14 protein-coding genes and 1 pseudogene are annotated in these 15,523 nt (G+C 57.5%); 11 read left to right on the top strand and 4 right to left on the bottom strand.

Annotated features, from left to right (window positions below; genetic code table 11):
• The first annotated feature begins 90 nt into the window (after positions 1-90).
• Both AFK24_RS26435 and deoC read left to right on the top strand, forming a co-directional pair.
• On the top strand, positions 91-999 hold the full coding sequence (locus AFK24_RS26435) for a ChaN family lipoprotein (RefSeq protein ID WP_430962184.1): 909 nt from the start codon (positions 91-93) through the stop codon (positions 997-999).
• Positions 1,000-1,137: 138 nt separating this feature from the next.
• Entirely contained in the window at positions 1,138-1,926 is a 789-nt protein-coding gene (gene deoC / locus AFK24_RS26430) for a deoxyribose-phosphate aldolase (protein WP_065836060.1), read from the top strand.
• Positions 1,927-2,122: 196 nt separating this feature from the next.
• On the opposite strand, the gene AFK24_RS26425 is transcribed toward deoC, so the two are convergent.
• The 3 genes from AFK24_RS26425 to AFK24_RS26415 form a co-directional block, all read right to left on the bottom strand.
• The gene (locus AFK24_RS26425; protein WP_065836059.1) at positions 2,123-2,395 is read right to left on the bottom strand and encodes a TfoX/Sxy family protein; all 273 of its coding nucleotides are present in this window, start codon (positions 2,393-2,395) and stop codon (positions 2,123-2,125) included.
• A 206-nt stretch (positions 2,396-2,601) separates the two neighbouring features.
• Entirely contained in the window at positions 2,602-2,949 is a 348-nt protein-coding gene (locus tag AFK24_RS26420; RefSeq protein WP_020293227.1) for a pentapeptide repeat-containing protein, read from the bottom strand.
• 100 nt (positions 2,950-3,049) lie between these two features.
• Positions 3,050-4,588, bottom strand: a complete 1,539-nt coding sequence (locus tag AFK24_RS26415; RefSeq protein ID WP_065836058.1) for a bifunctional aminoglycoside phosphotransferase/ATP-binding protein — start codon at positions 4,586-4,588, stop codon at positions 3,050-3,052.
• Between the two features lie 129 nt (positions 4,589-4,717).
• Here AFK24_RS26415 and mrcB point away from each other — a divergent pair.
• The 3 genes and pseudogenes from mrcB to AFK24_RS26400 all read left to right on the top strand — a co-directional run bounded on the left by mrcB (position 4,718) and on the right by AFK24_RS26400 (position 8,159).
• Positions 4,718-7,058 (top strand): annotated as a pseudogene (gene mrcB / locus AFK24_RS26410) (penicillin-binding protein 1B).
• Positions 7,059-7,074: 16 nt separating this feature from the next.
• Positions 7,075-7,830 (top strand): tetratricopeptide repeat protein, encoded by a 756-nt coding sequence (locus AFK24_RS26405; RefSeq protein ID WP_065836057.1) that lies wholly within the window; start codon positions 7,075-7,077, stop codon positions 7,828-7,830.
• Entirely contained in the window at positions 7,830-8,159 is a 330-nt protein-coding gene (locus AFK24_RS26400; protein WP_065836056.1) for a YqcC family protein, read from the top strand. The genes AFK24_RS26405 and AFK24_RS26400 overlap by 1 nt, the downstream gene beginning before the upstream one ends.
• Positions 8,160-8,187: 28 nt before the next feature.
• Here the strand turns inward: AFK24_RS26400 and AFK24_RS26395 are convergent, their stop codons facing one another.
• Positions 8,188-8,616: a DUF4124 domain-containing protein gene (locus AFK24_RS26395; RefSeq protein ID WP_065836055.1), complete on the bottom strand. Its 429-nt coding sequence runs from the start codon at positions 8,614-8,616 to the stop codon at positions 8,188-8,190.
• Between the two features lie 403 nt (positions 8,617-9,019).
• Between AFK24_RS26395 and AFK24_RS26390 the strand changes: the two genes are divergently transcribed.
• The 6 genes from AFK24_RS26390 to msrQ all read left to right on the top strand — a co-directional run bounded on the left by AFK24_RS26390 (position 9,020) and on the right by msrQ (position 15,014).
• Positions 9,020-10,744 carry an acetolactate synthase 3 large subunit gene (locus AFK24_RS26390; RefSeq protein ID WP_065836126.1) on the top strand — a complete coding sequence of 575 codons (1,725 nt, stop codon included), beginning with the start codon at positions 9,020-9,022 and terminating at the stop codon, positions 10,742-10,744.
• Positions 10,745-10,746: 2 nt separating this feature from the next.
• Positions 10,747-11,238, top strand: a complete 492-nt coding sequence (ilvN, locus tag AFK24_RS26385; protein ID WP_020293234.1) for an acetolactate synthase small subunit — start codon at positions 10,747-10,749, stop codon at positions 11,236-11,238.
• Between the two features lie 47 nt (positions 11,239-11,285).
• Positions 11,286-12,302: a ketol-acid reductoisomerase gene (gene ilvC, locus AFK24_RS26380; protein ID WP_065836054.1), complete on the top strand. Its 1,017-nt coding sequence runs from the start codon at positions 11,286-11,288 to the stop codon at positions 12,300-12,302.
• A 156-nt stretch (positions 12,303-12,458) separates the two neighbouring features.
• Positions 12,459-13,316 carry a CDP-diacylglycerol--serine O-phosphatidyltransferase gene (gene pssA / locus AFK24_RS26375; protein ID WP_065836053.1) on the top strand — a complete coding sequence of 286 codons (858 nt, stop codon included), beginning with the start codon at positions 12,459-12,461 and terminating at the stop codon, positions 13,314-13,316.
• A 64-nt stretch (positions 13,317-13,380) separates the two neighbouring features.
• A complete protein-coding gene (gene msrP / locus AFK24_RS26370; RefSeq protein ID WP_065836052.1) occupies positions 13,381-14,394 on the top strand; it encodes a protein-methionine-sulfoxide reductase catalytic subunit MsrP in 1,014 nt (337 codons plus the stop codon).
• Positions 14,394-15,014, top strand: a complete 621-nt coding sequence (gene msrQ / locus AFK24_RS26365) for a protein-methionine-sulfoxide reductase heme-binding subunit MsrQ (RefSeq protein WP_065836051.1) — start codon at positions 14,394-14,396, stop codon at positions 15,012-15,014. Before msrP ends, msrQ begins: the two co-directional genes overlap by 1 nt.
• The last annotated feature ends 509 nt before the right edge of the window (positions 15,015-15,523 follow it).

The following is a 15,523-nucleotide window of genomic DNA, read 5'->3' as shown; positions in this document are numbered from 1 at the left end:
GGTGGAATAATCTTTACCGTTTATGTCTGAGTGGAGTGTGGCAGTTCTCGTGGCATTGCGGCCATGATCTTCATCGATTGAGAGGTTGGAATGATGCGTTGTCTGCGTCCGATACTGGCATTGCTGCTGCTGAGTGCTTGCCAAGGGCCACCTTCGTTGCCGAATATACCCCTTTGGCAGAGCCCGCTTGGGCGTGAGGATTTGGATTCAGGCATGATTCATGACATCAAGAGCGGGCAAGAGCTGACGCCGCAGCAGCTTGCCGAACGGCTCTCCCTGGCACCGCGTGTTCTGGTTGGGGAGCTGCATGACAATCCCGATCACCACGCATTACAGCTTTGGCTTTTACAGGTACTGGCCGATCGTCGCCAGCAGGGCAGCCTGCTTCTGGAGATGATCAATCCCGATCAGCAGGCATCGGTTGATACGGTTCGCGCTGGCATCGCCCGAGGCGAATTTCCGCCCGACCTTCCCGCCGCGTTGCAGTGGCAGAAAGGCTGGGACTGGGCCCTGTATGGTCCCATTGTCAGGTACGCATTGGCGCAACCCTATCCGCTGCTTTCCGCCAATCTGGACAGCGCTGAAGTCATGTCGCTTTACAAGCAGCCACCACGAGTGGAGGGCTCGTTGTCGTCGTCCTCCAGCGTGCGCGAAAAGTTGCTGGAACAGGTTCGTGCGTCCCATTGCGGTCTGTTGCCCGAAGAACAGCTACCCGCGATGGTCGCCATTCAGCAACTGCGTGACCGGCGAATGGCCGAGCGGCTTATGGCTGCGCCCGCTCCGGCGCTGTTGTTTGCCGGGAGCTGGCATGTGCGCAAAGACGTCGGTGTGCCGCTGCATATGGCGGATCTCGGCGCGCAAGAGCCGCCGGTTGTGCTGATCCTGAGTCAGTTCGGCATGGATGTGGATCCCGCCAGCGCGGATTACGTCTGGTCTACCGCAGCCACTCCGGCCGAGGATTATTGCGCCGGAATGCGTAAGCCTGCATCTGGAAACTGAGCGGCGCAGACCAGGGTTCCTCTTCGGAAATTTCTGTTTTTTGCGTAGTCCCGTTCCTTGAAGGTCGGCCAGCCGGTTTGCGAGGCTGAGGCTCATATATTGTCTTGCTCCTGAACTTGCAAAGGATCGAGGCGAGACATGAGCACAGATATAAAAGCTGACGATGAGCAGTTGGCACGGCGGGCAATCGGCCTGCTTGATCTAATGGCGCTCAATGCAGACGACACCGACCAGCGCATTATCGGCATGTGTCAGCGAGCACTGACTCCCTTGGGGCCTGTCGCCAGCGTTTGCGTCTATCCGAAGTTTGTCCTGCTGGCCCGCACCGCGCTTGACCGGCTGCGTACGCCGGACATCCGCGTGGTGGCTGCGGTCAATTTCCCGTACGGCTCCGCGAATATTGAGTCTGCCGCGTCAGAAACCCGAGCGGCGGTGATGGCCGGGGCGGATGAAATCGATGTGGTCTACCCGTTTCGCACGCTGCTTTCTGGTGATCAACAGGTCGGAATGGATCTGGTGGCCGCGTGTCGGGATGCCTGCGGCCCGCGCACCCGCTTGACGGTGACGCTGGAAACCGGCGATCTGCGTGACCCGCAGACGATTCTGGATGCCAGCCGTGGTGCGATCCTGTCGGGTGCGGATTTCATCAAGACCAGCACTGGCAAGGTGGTCGTCAGCGCGACGCCCCAGGCCGCCCGAATCATGCTGGAAAGCATTGCTGAAGTGGGAGGGCAGGTCGGTATCAAGTTCGCGGGGGGAATCCGTACGTTCCAGGACGCCAAGAAGTATCTCGACATGACCCAGGCGCGCTTCGGTCCTCATTGGCTCACCGCCGAGCGAGTGCGTATCGGCGCATCCAGCTTGTTGGACGATCTGCTGATCCAGCTGGGCGTTCTCGCGCCAGGACCGCACGGCAACTGCTATTGATGCCCACTTTTTCGCAGGCAAAAAAAGACCCGGCAAAGAGCCGGGTCAAAAACCGTGATTAGCCTGATGAGGAGATAATCTGAAACACCGAACCAAGGTCTTTCAGGTATCGGCCAGTCTCGCGACCAGTTGTGATAATCATAGCGATTCTCATTTGCATGTCAACGGTTTATTTTTTCATTCCTCGCAAGGGCTTTCAAAGCTTCGACTGCTGGCACGTACCGTTTAATTGGTGATTGAGGTCGTCTTTGCGATCAATCGGCAGATCAATCCAGTGAATATCCATGAGTGCTGCCTCGATTGCGTACAACAACACCTTGGTTGCCCGGAAACCGCGCTTGCGTACAGCCTGATACGCCCCGACAGACCCCATTCGCCGTAAATCCGATGGGCTGTGGATACCGACAGCGTGTAACCATTGAGATGAAGTCTTGCCGAGGTTTTTGAGGTGTAACAGTTCATCGTTCATCATGCCTCCATGCGATGCTGAGCTCCGACGTTAAGGAAAACGCAGGCGAACCATTAATCATTGTAGTCCGCGGTCTGTAGGCGTGTAGGAAGGAGGCTTGCATTGCAATAAGCAGGAGGGCGACGGGTAGCAGAACGTGCGTGTAGCCAGGCATGCCGACATGCGTTGCGCATGCCGGCAGTTCGAACAGAGCTAGTTCAACTGAGCTATCTCGCCGTGCGATAACGCATGCGAGTGCCGAAGTTGACTGACATCAGAATCTCGTCCGCCGATAGCTCTGCCGGGAAGAACGCACCCGAGATCTGCGCGTGAGCAATGCTGGCGCCTTCCATGGGCGTATTGCGTAAATCAAGTCCGCGTAAATCAGCCGAACGGAAATACGCATCGGTAAAGTCGATGCGCTCGGTATCCAGGGCGCGCAGATCAAGGCCGCGAAAATCACCCCCAGCCAGATCCACGGTGCCGGACCTGGGTTTCTGCAGGTTGAATCCGGCCACATCGTCCTTGCGCAACAGCGCGTACAGGAAGGAATCCAGAATTTTCGGCTGAGTCATAGCGCCTCTCGTTTTTCCGTTACGTTGGAATTATGGCGCCAGTATATCGCCACTATTTTCGAGCCGTGAAGCGCTAAATGCCAAACGGCTCGAACATGTTTCAGAGGCCCGGAAGACGCTGACGAATGTTCTCGATCAGGCTATCCAGATCCGAGCTCTGATTGGTCTGCACGTGCTTGCTGTGCAGCACTTCCTCAGCGGTCAAAGGCTCGCGACTGGCCTGTTGGGCCTCGATCACTTCCAGCGTTGCGTCGGACGGATCGACATTTGCCGCCTGACGCTGAGCCAGCCAGCCGGCAATCACTGCTTGTGGGGCTTCGCAATCCAGGATCAGAAACGGAACGCCGGTGGCTTCGGCCACTTTGGCAGCGGCCGCGCGCTGGGCCTGCTTGAGATAAGTCGCGTCAACCACCACCGGGAAGCCTGCACGCAAAATCACGCCGGCCAACTCATGCAGGCTTTTATACGTAGCGATGCTCGCGTCTGCGCCGTAAAGCTCGGCGTCTTTGGCCGCGAACAGGCGTTTGCGCTCGACATCGGAACGCAAGCGGATCGCACCCAGGGATTCCACCAAACGCATGGCCACATGACTTTTGCCCACAGCCGACACGCCATGAGTGATCGCCAGGAAGCGGGAAGGGATCGCGCTGTAGCTTTCGGCCAGGTTTGCATAGTTGCGGTATTGACGAAGGGTCGTCCCGCGTTGGACCGGATCGGCGTCGGCAGGCAGGCTGAACAGCGCAACCTTGGCGCGAACCAATGCGCGGTAGGCTTTGTAGAAATTCAGCAGCTCCAGGCCTTGATAGTCACCGGTCAGCTCCAGGTATTGGCTGATGAGGCGACGCGACAGGGATTTCAGGCCGCGATCTTCCAGGTCCATGGCCAGAAAGCCGATGTCGGCGTAGACATCGGTCATACGGAACGGCTCGTTGAACTCGATGCAGTCGAAGATCACGACCTTGTTGTCGATCAGCGTGATGTTGCCCAGGTGGATGTCACCGTGGCATTCGCGGATAAAACCTTCGGCCTTGCGCTTGCCCAGCAATGTCTTGAGACGATAGAAGCTGGATTCTGCCCAGGCTTGTAGGGCATCGAGTTGTAGCAGGTCGGCCTTTTCGCTGATTAGCGGGCGAATCTGCTCAAAATTTTGCAGGACCGGGGCCATGGCGCTGTCAGGCGAACCCAGCTCGTTGTCGGCCGGGACCACTGGAGCGCTGATATGAAACTGAGCGATCTGCCGGGCCATTTCGTCGATATGCGTGGTGGTCAACTCGCCGTTGGCCTGCAAGGTGCTGAGCAGGCCGCTTTGCGGGAATTGGCGCATCTTCAGCGCGTACTCGATGGCTTCGCCTTCGCCGCCCAGTTGCGGAGCGTCGACCGTGCCGGTGATCGGCAGGACTTCCAGGTACAGATCGTCGGTGAGTCGCTTATTCAGGCGCAGCTCTTCGTTGCAGAAGTGCTGGCGGGCCGCAAGCGTTGTGAAATCGAGGAAGCCGAAGTTGACCGGTTTCTTGAATTTATAGACGTAGGGACCGGTCAGCAGGACCCACGAAATGTGCGTTTCGATGAGTTGGAAACCCTCGACCGGATGCGGAAAAAGGGCGGGGTTTTGCAGGGCTGCAATGAGTGACTGGCTCACGGACGATCCTTCAGAAGTGATAATTCGGTGAATGGCTCAAGGCGGCCATTATGGCCGCTTGGCGCAAGCCTGCAAACCGCCGTCAAGGCCGCCTTTCGAACGCTTGCAAAGTGCGTATAATCCGCCGCCATGACTCGTACTCGCACTTCCCGTACCCCAAAAAAACCTGCCCCTAGCCGACTTCGCACCTGGCTGGGCTGGGCTTTGAAGCTCAGTCTCGTCGGCCTCGTCGTGCTGGCTGGCTTTGCCGTGTATCTCGATGCCATCGTCCAGGAGAAGTTTTCCGGCAAGCGCTGGACGATTCCGGCCAAGGTTTATGCGCGGCCGCTGGAGCTGTTCGTCGGGCAGAAGCTCACCAAGGACGACTTCCTCATCGAGCTTGATGCCTTGGGCTATCGTCGCGAAAGCGTGGCCAACGGCCCCGGCGCGGCGGCAGTCAATGGCAATACGGTTGACCTCAATACCCGTGGCTTCCAGTTCTACGAAGGTGCCGACCCGGCGCAGCAGGTTCGTGTGCGTTTCTCGGGTGACTATGTTGCCGACCTGAGTTCGGGTAATGGCGCGAAGCTCGCGGTGGCCCGCCTTGAGCCGCTGATGATCGGCGGCCTGTATCCGAAGAACCTCGAAGACCGGATCCTGATCAAGTTGGATCAGGCGCCGCCGTATCTGCTCGATACCCTGGTTACCGTCGAAGACCGCGACTTCTATCACCACTTCGGCGTCTCCCCCAAGTCCATCGCCCGCGCGTTCTGGGTCAATGCCTCCGCCGGGCAGATGCGCCAGGGCGGCAGTACGCTGACGCAGCAGCTGGTCAAGAACTTCTACCTGACCAACGAGCGCAGCATCACCCGCAAACTGACTGAAGCGATGATGGCGGTCTTGCTGGAGATCCATTACAGCAAGCAGGAAATTCTCGAGGCCTACCTCAACGAGGTGTTCGTCGGTCAGGATGGCCAGCGCGCCGTGCATGGTTTCGGTCTGGCCAGCCAGTATTTCTTCAGCCAGCCGCTGTCCGAGCTCAAGCTGCATCAGGTGGCGTTGCTGGTTGGTCTGGTCAAGGGCCCGTCCTACTACAATCCGCGACGCAATCCGGAGCGGGCGCTTGAACGGCGCAATCTGGTCCTTGATCTGCTTGAACAGCAGGGCGTGGCAACGGCCGAAGTGGTCGCCGCCGCGAAGAAAATGCCTTTGGGAGTTACCCGAACCGGCAGTCTGGCCGACAGCTCGTTCCCGGTTTTCCTGGATCTGGTCAAACGCCAGTTGCGCGAAGACTATCGCGACGAAGACTTGACTGAAGAGGGTCTGCGGATCTTCACCAGCTTCGATCCGATCCTGCAGATGAAGTCCGAAGCGGCGATGACCGAGACGTTCAAGAAGCTGAGCGGGCGCAAGGGTGTGGACGAGATGGAAGCGGCGATGGTCGTGACCAACCCGGAAACCGGCGAAGTCCAGGCCTTGATCGGCAGCCGCCAGCCGGGCTATGCCGGGTTCAACCGGGCCATCGATGCCGTGCGCCAGATCGGATCATTGGTTAAGCCGGTCATTTACCTGACGGCGCTGGAGCAGCCGAGCAAATACACCTTGACCAGCTGGGTGGCCGACGAGCCGTTCCAGGTCAAGGGCGCGGATGGCCAGATCTGGAAGCCGCAGAATTACGATCACAAGGCCCACGGCAATATCTTCCTTTACCAAGGGCTTGCGCACTCCTACAACCTGTCCAGCGCCAAGATCGGGCTGGAACTGGGCGTGCCGAATGTCTTCAAGACCCTTGGCAAGCTGGGGGTGCAGGCTGACTGGCCGACCTATCCGTCGATGTTGCTGGGCGCAGGCTCGTTGAGCCCGATGCAGGTTGCGACGATGTACCAGACCATCGCCAATGGTGGCTTCAATACCCCCATGCGCTCGATTCGCAGCGTGCTGACTGCCGAGGGAGAACCGCTCAAGCGCTATCCGTTCCAGATTCAGCAGCGCTTCGATCCGGGCTCCATCTATCTGCTGCAGAACGCCATGCAGCGCGTGATGCGCGAGGGTACGGGCAAGTCTGTCTATAACGTATTGCCAAGCTCGCTGAACCTGGCGGGCAAGTCCGGTACGACCAACGATTCCCGCGACAGTTGGTTTGCAGGTTTCAGCCAGGATTTGCTGGCAGTGGTCTGGATGGGGCGCGATGACAATGGCAAGACGCCTTTCACCGGTGCGACCGGGCCGTTGCAGGTCTGGACCAGTTTCATGCGCAAGGCTGATCCGTTGCCGCTGGACATGCCGTTGCCGGATAACGTGATTCAGGCGTGGGTCAATGCCGCGACCGGACAAGGCACCGATGCAAGCTGCCCGAATGCCGTCCAGATGCCGTATATTCGCGGCAGCGAACCCGCACCCGGCCCGGCCTGTGGCGGGAATACGGCCCCCGCCNGGGAATACGCCCCCCGCCGATTCAGTGATGGATTGGGTCAAGGGTTGGTTGAACTAAGCAAAGAGGACATCAAGTGAACAAGTGGTTGATACCAGCGTTAACAGCTCTGGCTTTGCTCAATGGTTGTGCCAGCGTGGAGCGTGGTTCGATTCCGGTAGTCGATTCCAGCTCGAAAGTTTCCAACAGCGAACGCGTTGCCGCTTCACGTAATGGTGCTTACCGGCCAAACGCCGGACAGGCTCCTGCACAGGCCCAATCCGTTCCGCAGGATTCCGGCGTGGTCGTAATGATCCCCGGTGGCGGGACTGGCAGTGCCGCGCCTATTGGCACTTATGCCGCGCCTGCCGAGCAGGTGCCGTTCAGCACCAGCGCACCGATCGATACATCAGCGAATCAGGCGCCGATCAATACCGCGCCGATCAACAACACTCCTTACAGCGCGCCTGCGGCATCGGCGCCGAGCGGTATCCCTTCGTCGGGCGGTGGCCTGTCGGCTGACGAACAGCTGGACGGCCCGGTGCTGGCGTTGCTGACTACCGCGCAGCAACAGCAGAACGGCGGCGACCTCAATGGTGCGTCGTCGAGCCTCGAGCGTGCGCAGCGTGTTGCACCTCGTGAGCCGCAAGTCATCTATCGACTGGCGCAGGTGCGTCTGGCTCAGGGCGATGCCGCCCAGGCCGAACAGCTTGCGCAGCGCGGCCTGACTTACGCCAATGGTCGTCCGAGCCTGCAAGCCAGTCTCTGGGACATCATCGCCCAGGCCCGTGAAAAGCAGGGTGATTCGGCCGGTGCTGCCCAGGCCCGCCAGAAAGCCAAGGTTGGCGCATGATGGACAAACGCTTTCCTGAGGTGGCGGAACATTTGCTGCTGATCGAGCGTGAATTGAGAGTGCTGGGGTGGTGGAGGGATTCGCCACCTAGTGAGCAGGCGCTGTCCAGTGTCGAGCCGTTCTGTGTCGATACCCTGGAATTCGAGCAATGGTTGCAGTGGATCTTCCTGCCGCGCATGAAGATCATTCTCGAGCAGAACCTGCCGCTGCCCAATGCCTCCGGGATTCTCGAAATGGCCGAGATGGTTTACGCCTCTCGAGCCCAGGAAACCCGATACCTGCAACAGCTGCTGGCTCATTTCGATCGATTGATCACCGAGTTCACGTAAGCGCCAGCCCGTGTCTGGCTAAAATCGCTCAGCCGCAAAAGTCCTCAATGGCCTTTTGCGTTTCGCTGATGCGATCCTGGCGCTCATCTTCCGACAGACGCTTCGTCTCACCCTCGACCTGCTCACGCACGCGAGGGTTGTTCTGCAGTTGCGCGAGGTTGGTGCGCAGCTTCGTGCAGTTCTCCTTGCGCTTGGCCTCTTCGGTCGCGATCTGTTTCTTGACCTTCTTGTCGATGGCTCGCTGTTGTGCCGCGCCGTCAACATCAACCGGTGGTGTCGCCGGGGCTGATGCCGGTGGTGGTTGGGCCGTATTGATTTGCTGTGCCGCCTGTCCCGCCGGAGGCTGGGCGTCGAAGTGAGTGACGCCTTGGGCATCGACCCATTTGAAGATCTGCGCGGCCTGGCTGGTATTGCCGATTGCCAGTACGAGGAGGGCGGAGAAAATCACGCTGCGCATGCTGCTTCCTTGAAGTGTTGTGCTCCGCGCACGCTACCATAAGCACCCTCGCGCGGTCCCATTCGGTGATTTTTCATGCGGTTACTGAGAAGAAAGCTCACGGATGACTTGACTTGCGAGGGTCGAATCACAACAATCCAAAGTTCGCTGTGGAAGGACTGCCAGAAGCAGGCCATCTCGGTAGATCATGAGGCGCACACCCGCGCCGACCTGTTACACCCGCAACGCGTTACCTCGCGCTGGGTGGGAAAGCCCCGCAACACTCTGGGGTCATCCCAATACTTGCTCAGTCAGTGCTGACGTAGTCGGCGACCACCGTCGCTCATGCTCTGCTTGGCAGTAAAACCTATTAAGACCCGTCCTCGTTTGTGGGCGGTATTCTGGCGTTTTAGAGGTGAACAACGTGGAGCTTTTATCCGGCGGCGAAATGATCGTCCGCTTTTTGCGTGACGAAGGCGTTAAACATATCTACGGGTACCCTGGTGGCGCCCTCCTGCATGTCTACGATGCCCTGTTCAAAGAACCTGCCGTGAGCCATATCCTTGTTCGTCACGAACAAGCGGCGACGCACATGGCTGACGGCTACGCGCGCGCTACCGGCAAGGCTGGCGTCGTGCTGGTCACCTCGGGTCCTGGTGCAACCAACGCAATTACCGGTATCGCGACGGCCTACATGGACTCGATCCCGATGGTGATTCTGTCTGGTCAGGTCGCCAGTACGCTGGTGGGCACCGACGCGTTCCAGGAAACCGACATGATCGGTATTTCCCGTCCGATCGTGAAACACAGTTTCATGATCAAGCACGCCTCGGAAATCCCCGAAGTCCTGAAGAAGGCTTTCTACCTGGCGCAATCCGGTCGTCCAGGTCCGGTTGTGGTCGATATCCCCAAAGATATGACCAACCCAGCGGAAAAATTCGAATACGTGTTCCCCAAGAAAGCCAAGCTGCGTTCCTACAGCCCGGCGGTTCGTGGTCATTCCGGCCAGATCCGCAAGGCTGTGGAAATGCTCCTGGCGGCCAAGCGTCCGATCATCTACGCCGGCGGCGGTGTGATTCTGGGCAATGGCTCCGAACCACTGACCGAGCTGGCTCAAGCGCTGAATGCTCCGGTGACCAATACCTTGATGGGCCTGGGCGGCTATCCGGGCATGGATCGCCAGTTCCTGGGCATGCTTGGGATGCACGGCAGCTATACCGCCAACCTGGCGATGCACCATGCTGACGTGATCCTGGCAGTTGGCGCGCGTTTCGACGATCGAGTGATCAACGGCGCTTCGAAGTTCTGTCCGAACGCGAAGATCATCCACATCGACATCGACCCTGCATCGATCTCCAAAACCATCAAGGCTGACGTGCCTATCGTCGGTCCGGTGGAGAGTGTGTTGACCGAAATGGTTGCCACCTTGAAGGAAATCGGCGAGACCCCGGACAAGACGCTGGTCGCCAACTGGTGGAAGCAGATCGAAGAGTGGCGCGGCGATCGCGACATGTTCCCGTACAACCCGGGCGACGGCAGCGTCATCAAGCCGCAGAAAGTCATCGAGACATTGTGCGAAGTGACCAAGGGCGATGCTTACATCACGTCCGATGTAGGCCAGCACCAGATGTTTGCTGCGCAGTATTACCGCTTCAACAAACCCAATCGCTGGATCAACTCCGGCGGCCTGGGCACCATGGGCTTCGGTTTTCCCGCAGCCATGGGCGTCAAGTTGAGCTTCCCGGACGCGGACGTTGCCTGCGTGACAGGTGAAGGCAGCATCCAGATGAACATCCAGGAACTGTCGACCTGCCTGCAATACGACTTGCCGGTGAAGATCATCCTGCTCAACAACGGCGTACTCGGCATGGTTCGCCAGTGGCAGGACATGAGCTACAGCGGTCGTCACTCGCACTCTTATATGGAGTCGCTGCCTGACTTCGTGAAGCTGGTCGAGGCCTATGGCCATGTCGGCATGCGCATCACCGATCTCAAAGACTTGAAGCCGAAGATGGAAGAAGCCTTCGCCATGAAGGATCGTCTGGTGTTTATCGATATTCAGGTCGACGTCACCGAGCACGTCTACCCGATGCAGATCAAAGACGGCTCCATGCGCGATATGTGGCTGAGCAAGACGGAGCGGACTTAATCATGCGGCACATCATTTCCCTTTTGCTGGAAAACGAACCGGGTGCCTTGTCTCGCGTCGTGGGGCTGTTTTCGCAGCGTAACTACAACATCGAAAGCCTGACCGTGGCGCCAACCGAAGACCCGACACTGTCGCGCCTGACGTTGACCACTGTCGGCCAGGATGAGGTGATCGAGCAGATCACCAAAAACCTCAACAAACTGGTCGAAGTGGTCAAGCTGGTTGATCTGTCGGAGAGCGCTCACATCGAGCGCGAGCTGATGCTGATCAAGGTCAAGGCCACTGGCGCCCAGCGCGCCGAGATCAAGCGCACCACGGATATCTTCCGTGGGCAAATCGTTGACGTTTCAGCCAGTGTCTATACCGTGCAACTGACCGGTACTAGCGACAAGCTGGACAGCTTCATTCAGGCCATCGGCACTGCCGCCATCCTGGAAACAGTACGTAGCGGCGTTACGGGCATTGCCCGCGGCGACAAAGTGCTGAGCATCTAACTCAATTAAGCAAATGGCCTGAACGGCCAGGATAACAGGGGAATTTCATGAAAGTTTATTACGACAAAGACTGCGACCTTTCGATCATCCAGGGCAAAAAAGTTGCCATCATCGGTTACGGTTCCCAAGGCCACGCCCAAGCGTGCAACCTGAAAGACTCCGGCGTAGATGTCACCGTTGGCCTGCGCAAGGGTTCGGCTACTGTCGCCAAGGCTGAAGCTCATGGCTTGAAAGTGACTGACGTTGCTTCCGCTGTAGCTGCTGCTGATCTGGTCATGATCCTGACTCCAGACGAATTCCAGTCCGCGCTGTACAAGAATGAAGTCGAGCCGAACCTGAAACAAGGCGCAACACTGGCTTTTTCCCACGGTTTCGCGATTCACTACAACCAGGTCGTGCCGCGCGCTGACCTGGACGTGATCATGATTGCTCCTAAAGCGCCAGGTCACACCGTTCGTACCGAGTTCGTCAAAGGCGGCGGTATTCCCGACCTGATCGCGATCTACCAGGACGCTTCGGGCAACGCCAAAAACGTTGCTCTGTCCTACGCTTCGGGCGTTGGTGGCGGTCGTACCGGCATCATCGAAACCACCTTCAAGGACGAAACCGAAACCGACCTGTTCGGCGAACAAGCCGTTCTGTGTGGCGGTACCGTTGAGCTGGTAAAAGCGGGCTTCGAAACGCTGGTTGAAGCTGGCTACGCTCCTGAAATGGCCTACTTCGAATGCCTGCACGAATTGAAGCTGATCGTTGACCTCATGTACGAAGGCGGTATCGCCAACATGAACTACTCGATCTCCAACAACGCCGAATACGGCGAATACGTGACCGGTCCTGAAGTCATCAACGCTGAATCCCGTCAAGCCATGCGCAACGCTCTCAAGCGCATCCAGGATGGTGAGTACGCGAAGATGTTCATCACCGAAGGCGCCACCGGCTACCCTTCGATGACTGCCAAGCGTCGTAACAACGCTGCGCACGGCATCGAAATCATCGGCGAGCAACTGCGCTCGATGATGCCTTGGATCGCAGCCAACAAGATCGTCGACAAAGACAAGAACTAAGTCTTTCGACTTCGTTCTTCAGTACGGAAACGCGGCCAATTGGCCGCGTTTTTTCGTATGGGCCTGACGCTTCTGGTATAAAGCTGCATCGTTTGCAGACGAACCCTCGTTGCAGACATCTGTCGAAACTTTCCACACCGTTGCAAGGTAAAGTCCATGAGCGAACGTCCTGAAGAGCCAAGCAAGGCCTCTGACGCCGAAAGCCTGCTACCGATCGATGAGCATATTGAAGAAGGCCATGACGCTGAAGGGCGCAAGGTCCGGCATCGCGGTATCTATCTGCTGCCAAACCTGTTTACTACGGCGAATCTGTTCGCCGGCTTTTACTCCATCATCAGCTCGATGAGTGCCCAGAGTGCCTTGAGTGCCGGGGATGCCGCCGGAGCGAGCAAATATTTCGCATTTGCTGCAATCGCCATTTTCGTCGCCATGGTTCTGGATGGCCTGGATGGTCGAGTGGCGCGTATGACCAATACTCAGAGCGCCTTCGGCGCCGAATACGATTCCCTGTCCGACATGGTTGCGTTCGGCGTTGCGCCCGCGTTACTGGCATTTGGCTGGGCATTGGGCGATATGGGTAAAGTGGGCTGGATGGTTGCCTTCATTTACGTCGCGGGCGCTGCGCTGCGTCTGGCGCGTTTCAACACCCAGGTGGGCAAAGCCGACAAGCGCTATTTCATTGGCTTGGCGAGCCCTGCTGCTGCGGGCGTCGTTGCCGGTACGGTGTGGGCGTTCAGCGACTATGGCATCCAGGGCTCAAAACTGTCATTCCTGGTGGCCTTGCTGGTAGCGGCTGCGGGGATGCTGATGGTCAGCAACATCAAGTACAACAGCTTCAAGGAGCTCGACCTCAAAGGCCGCGTCCCCTTCGTTGCAATACTCGCGGTCGTTTTGGTGTTTGCTGTCGTATTCAGCGACCCTCCGCGCATCTTGCTGCTAATTTTTCTCGCTTATGCGGCATCCGGTCCTGTTCAATATTTGTTACGACTGCGTCGCCACCGGTCGGTCGACTGATGTAATTTTCCCCCATACTCCCAGTCTATTGGTGCATCAGTTTCCTTTAGACTGCGGAGTCATCATGCTAATCAAGCTTCCCTCGTCGTCCGACTGCAAAGAGTCGGACGTCACTCCTGAATCGTTCTATCTCTCCCGTCGTGCGCTGCTGGGCAGCTCGCTTGCAGGTCTGGCTGTCAGTGCCATGCCGCGCTGGGCAAGCGCCGCCGATGGTTCTCGCTATGCCAGCGTCGAGCCAGGCAAAGCGCCGTCATGGTTCGCCGAGAAACTTCCTTCTACTAAATGGCAGGCGGTCAACGTCAAGAACGAGACGATCACACCTTTCAAGGATGCGACCCACTACAACAACTTTTATGAGTTCGGTACCGACAAAGGCGATCCGGCGCAAAACGCGGGTTCGTTGAAGACCGAGCCATGGAGTGTGGTCATCGACGGCGAGGTCGCAAAGCCGGGTCGCTACGCACTTGAAGACTTCATGAAGCCGTATCAGTTGGAAGAGCGCATCTATCGGCTACGTTGCGTCGAAGCTTGGTCAATGGTCATCCCCTGGATAGGTTTCCCTATTTCGGAATTGCTCAAGCAGGTCGAGCCGACCGCCAATGCGAAATACATCCGCTTCGAGACCCTGCAGGACCCGAAAACCATGCCGGGTCAGCGCTCTGGTTTTGCCTTGATCGACTGGCCCTATGTAGAAGGCTTGCGGCTGGATGAGGCAATGAATCCGTTGGCCATTCTTGCGGTGGGCATGTATGGCCGGGAATTGCCCAATCAGAACGGCGCGCCGCTTCGTTTGGTGGTGCCGTGGAAGTACGGCTTCAAAAGTGTGAAGTCCATCGTGCGGATCAGTCTGGTCGCCGAGCAACCGAAGACCACCTGGCAAAGCATCGCCGCGAGTGAGTACGGCTTTTATGCCAACGTGAACCCGACCGTTGACCACCCGCGCTGGACGCAGGCACATGAACGCCGGCTGCCGAGCGGGCTGTTCAGTCCCAATATTCGACAGACCGAAATGTTCAACGGTTACGGGGAGGAGGTCGCCTCCTTATATACAGGTCTCGATTTGCGGAAAAATTACTGATGCGTTACCCGTTCTGGCGCCTCGGCGTCTTTCTGGCTGCTTGTGTTGCACCGATCCTTTGGCTGTATCAGGCATGGATTTTCGCTTTGGGGCCTGATCCGGGAAAGGTTCTGGTGGACCGCTTGGGATTGGGCACCTTGATCCTGCTGTTGATCACCCTGGCAATGACGCCGTTGCAGCGTATGACCGGTTGGCCGGGCTGGATTTCGGTTCGTCGGCAGCTGGGGCTTTGGTGCTTTGCTTATGTCGTCATGCATATGAGCGCGTATGCAGTATTCATCCTTGGGCTGGACTGGGCGCAGTTGGGTACGGAACTGCTCAAGCGGCCCTACATTATTGTGGGAAGCCTGGCGTTCTTGTGTTTGCTGGCACTGGCGGTGACGTCCAATCGCTATAGTCAGCGGCGGTTGGGGACTCGATGGAAAAAGCTTCATCGGCTTATATATGTAATTTTAGGTTTGGGGCTGTTGCATATGCTCTGGATAGTCAGGGCGGATCTCAAGGAATGGGCGCTTTACGCTGTCATTGGTGCAGTCCTTCTCCTTATGCGAGTCCCAATGATTGCTCGGCGAATCCAGCGTGTTAGAACGAAAAAGAATGTTGCTGTAACAAAAGCGTAAATTAACGGTTGACGGCCTCTCGAATCTGTCTATAATTCGCACCTCTTCCGGAGCAGATGAAACGGAAAACTCCTTGGTAATCAAGTAGTTAGCCGGTTTGATTGGCGAGGAAGAGGTTTCGATGAGTTGATCGAAAGCGGTGAAAAAAGGTGGTTGACAGCAGGTTGTAACGCTGTAGAATTCGCCTCCCGCTAACGAGCAACGTGAAGTTGATCGAAGCGCAAGTGGTTGAAGTTGCAAAGGAAACTTTGAAAGCTTCGGAAAATAACCGCTTGACAGTAACGGGTGCTGCTGTAGAATGCGCGCCTCGGTTGAGACGAAAGATCTTAACCACCCGCTCTTTAACAATTGAATCAAGCAATTCGTGTGGGTGCTTGCGCTGTCAGACTGAAGTCAACTGATTATCAGCATCGTAAGTTACTCCGCGAGAAATCAAAGAAATAACCAACGATTGCTGAGCCAAGTTTAGGGTTTTCTCAAAACCCAAAGATGTTTGAACTGAAGAGTTT

It is taken from the genome of Pseudomonas syringae (assembly GCF_001698815.1).
GTDB lineage: Bacteria > Pseudomonadota > Gammaproteobacteria > Pseudomonadales > Pseudomonadaceae > Aquipseudomonas > Aquipseudomonas syringae_A.
Note: the sequence above shows the minus strand (reverse complement) of the source record. Positions and strands in the feature narration are given on the sequence as shown.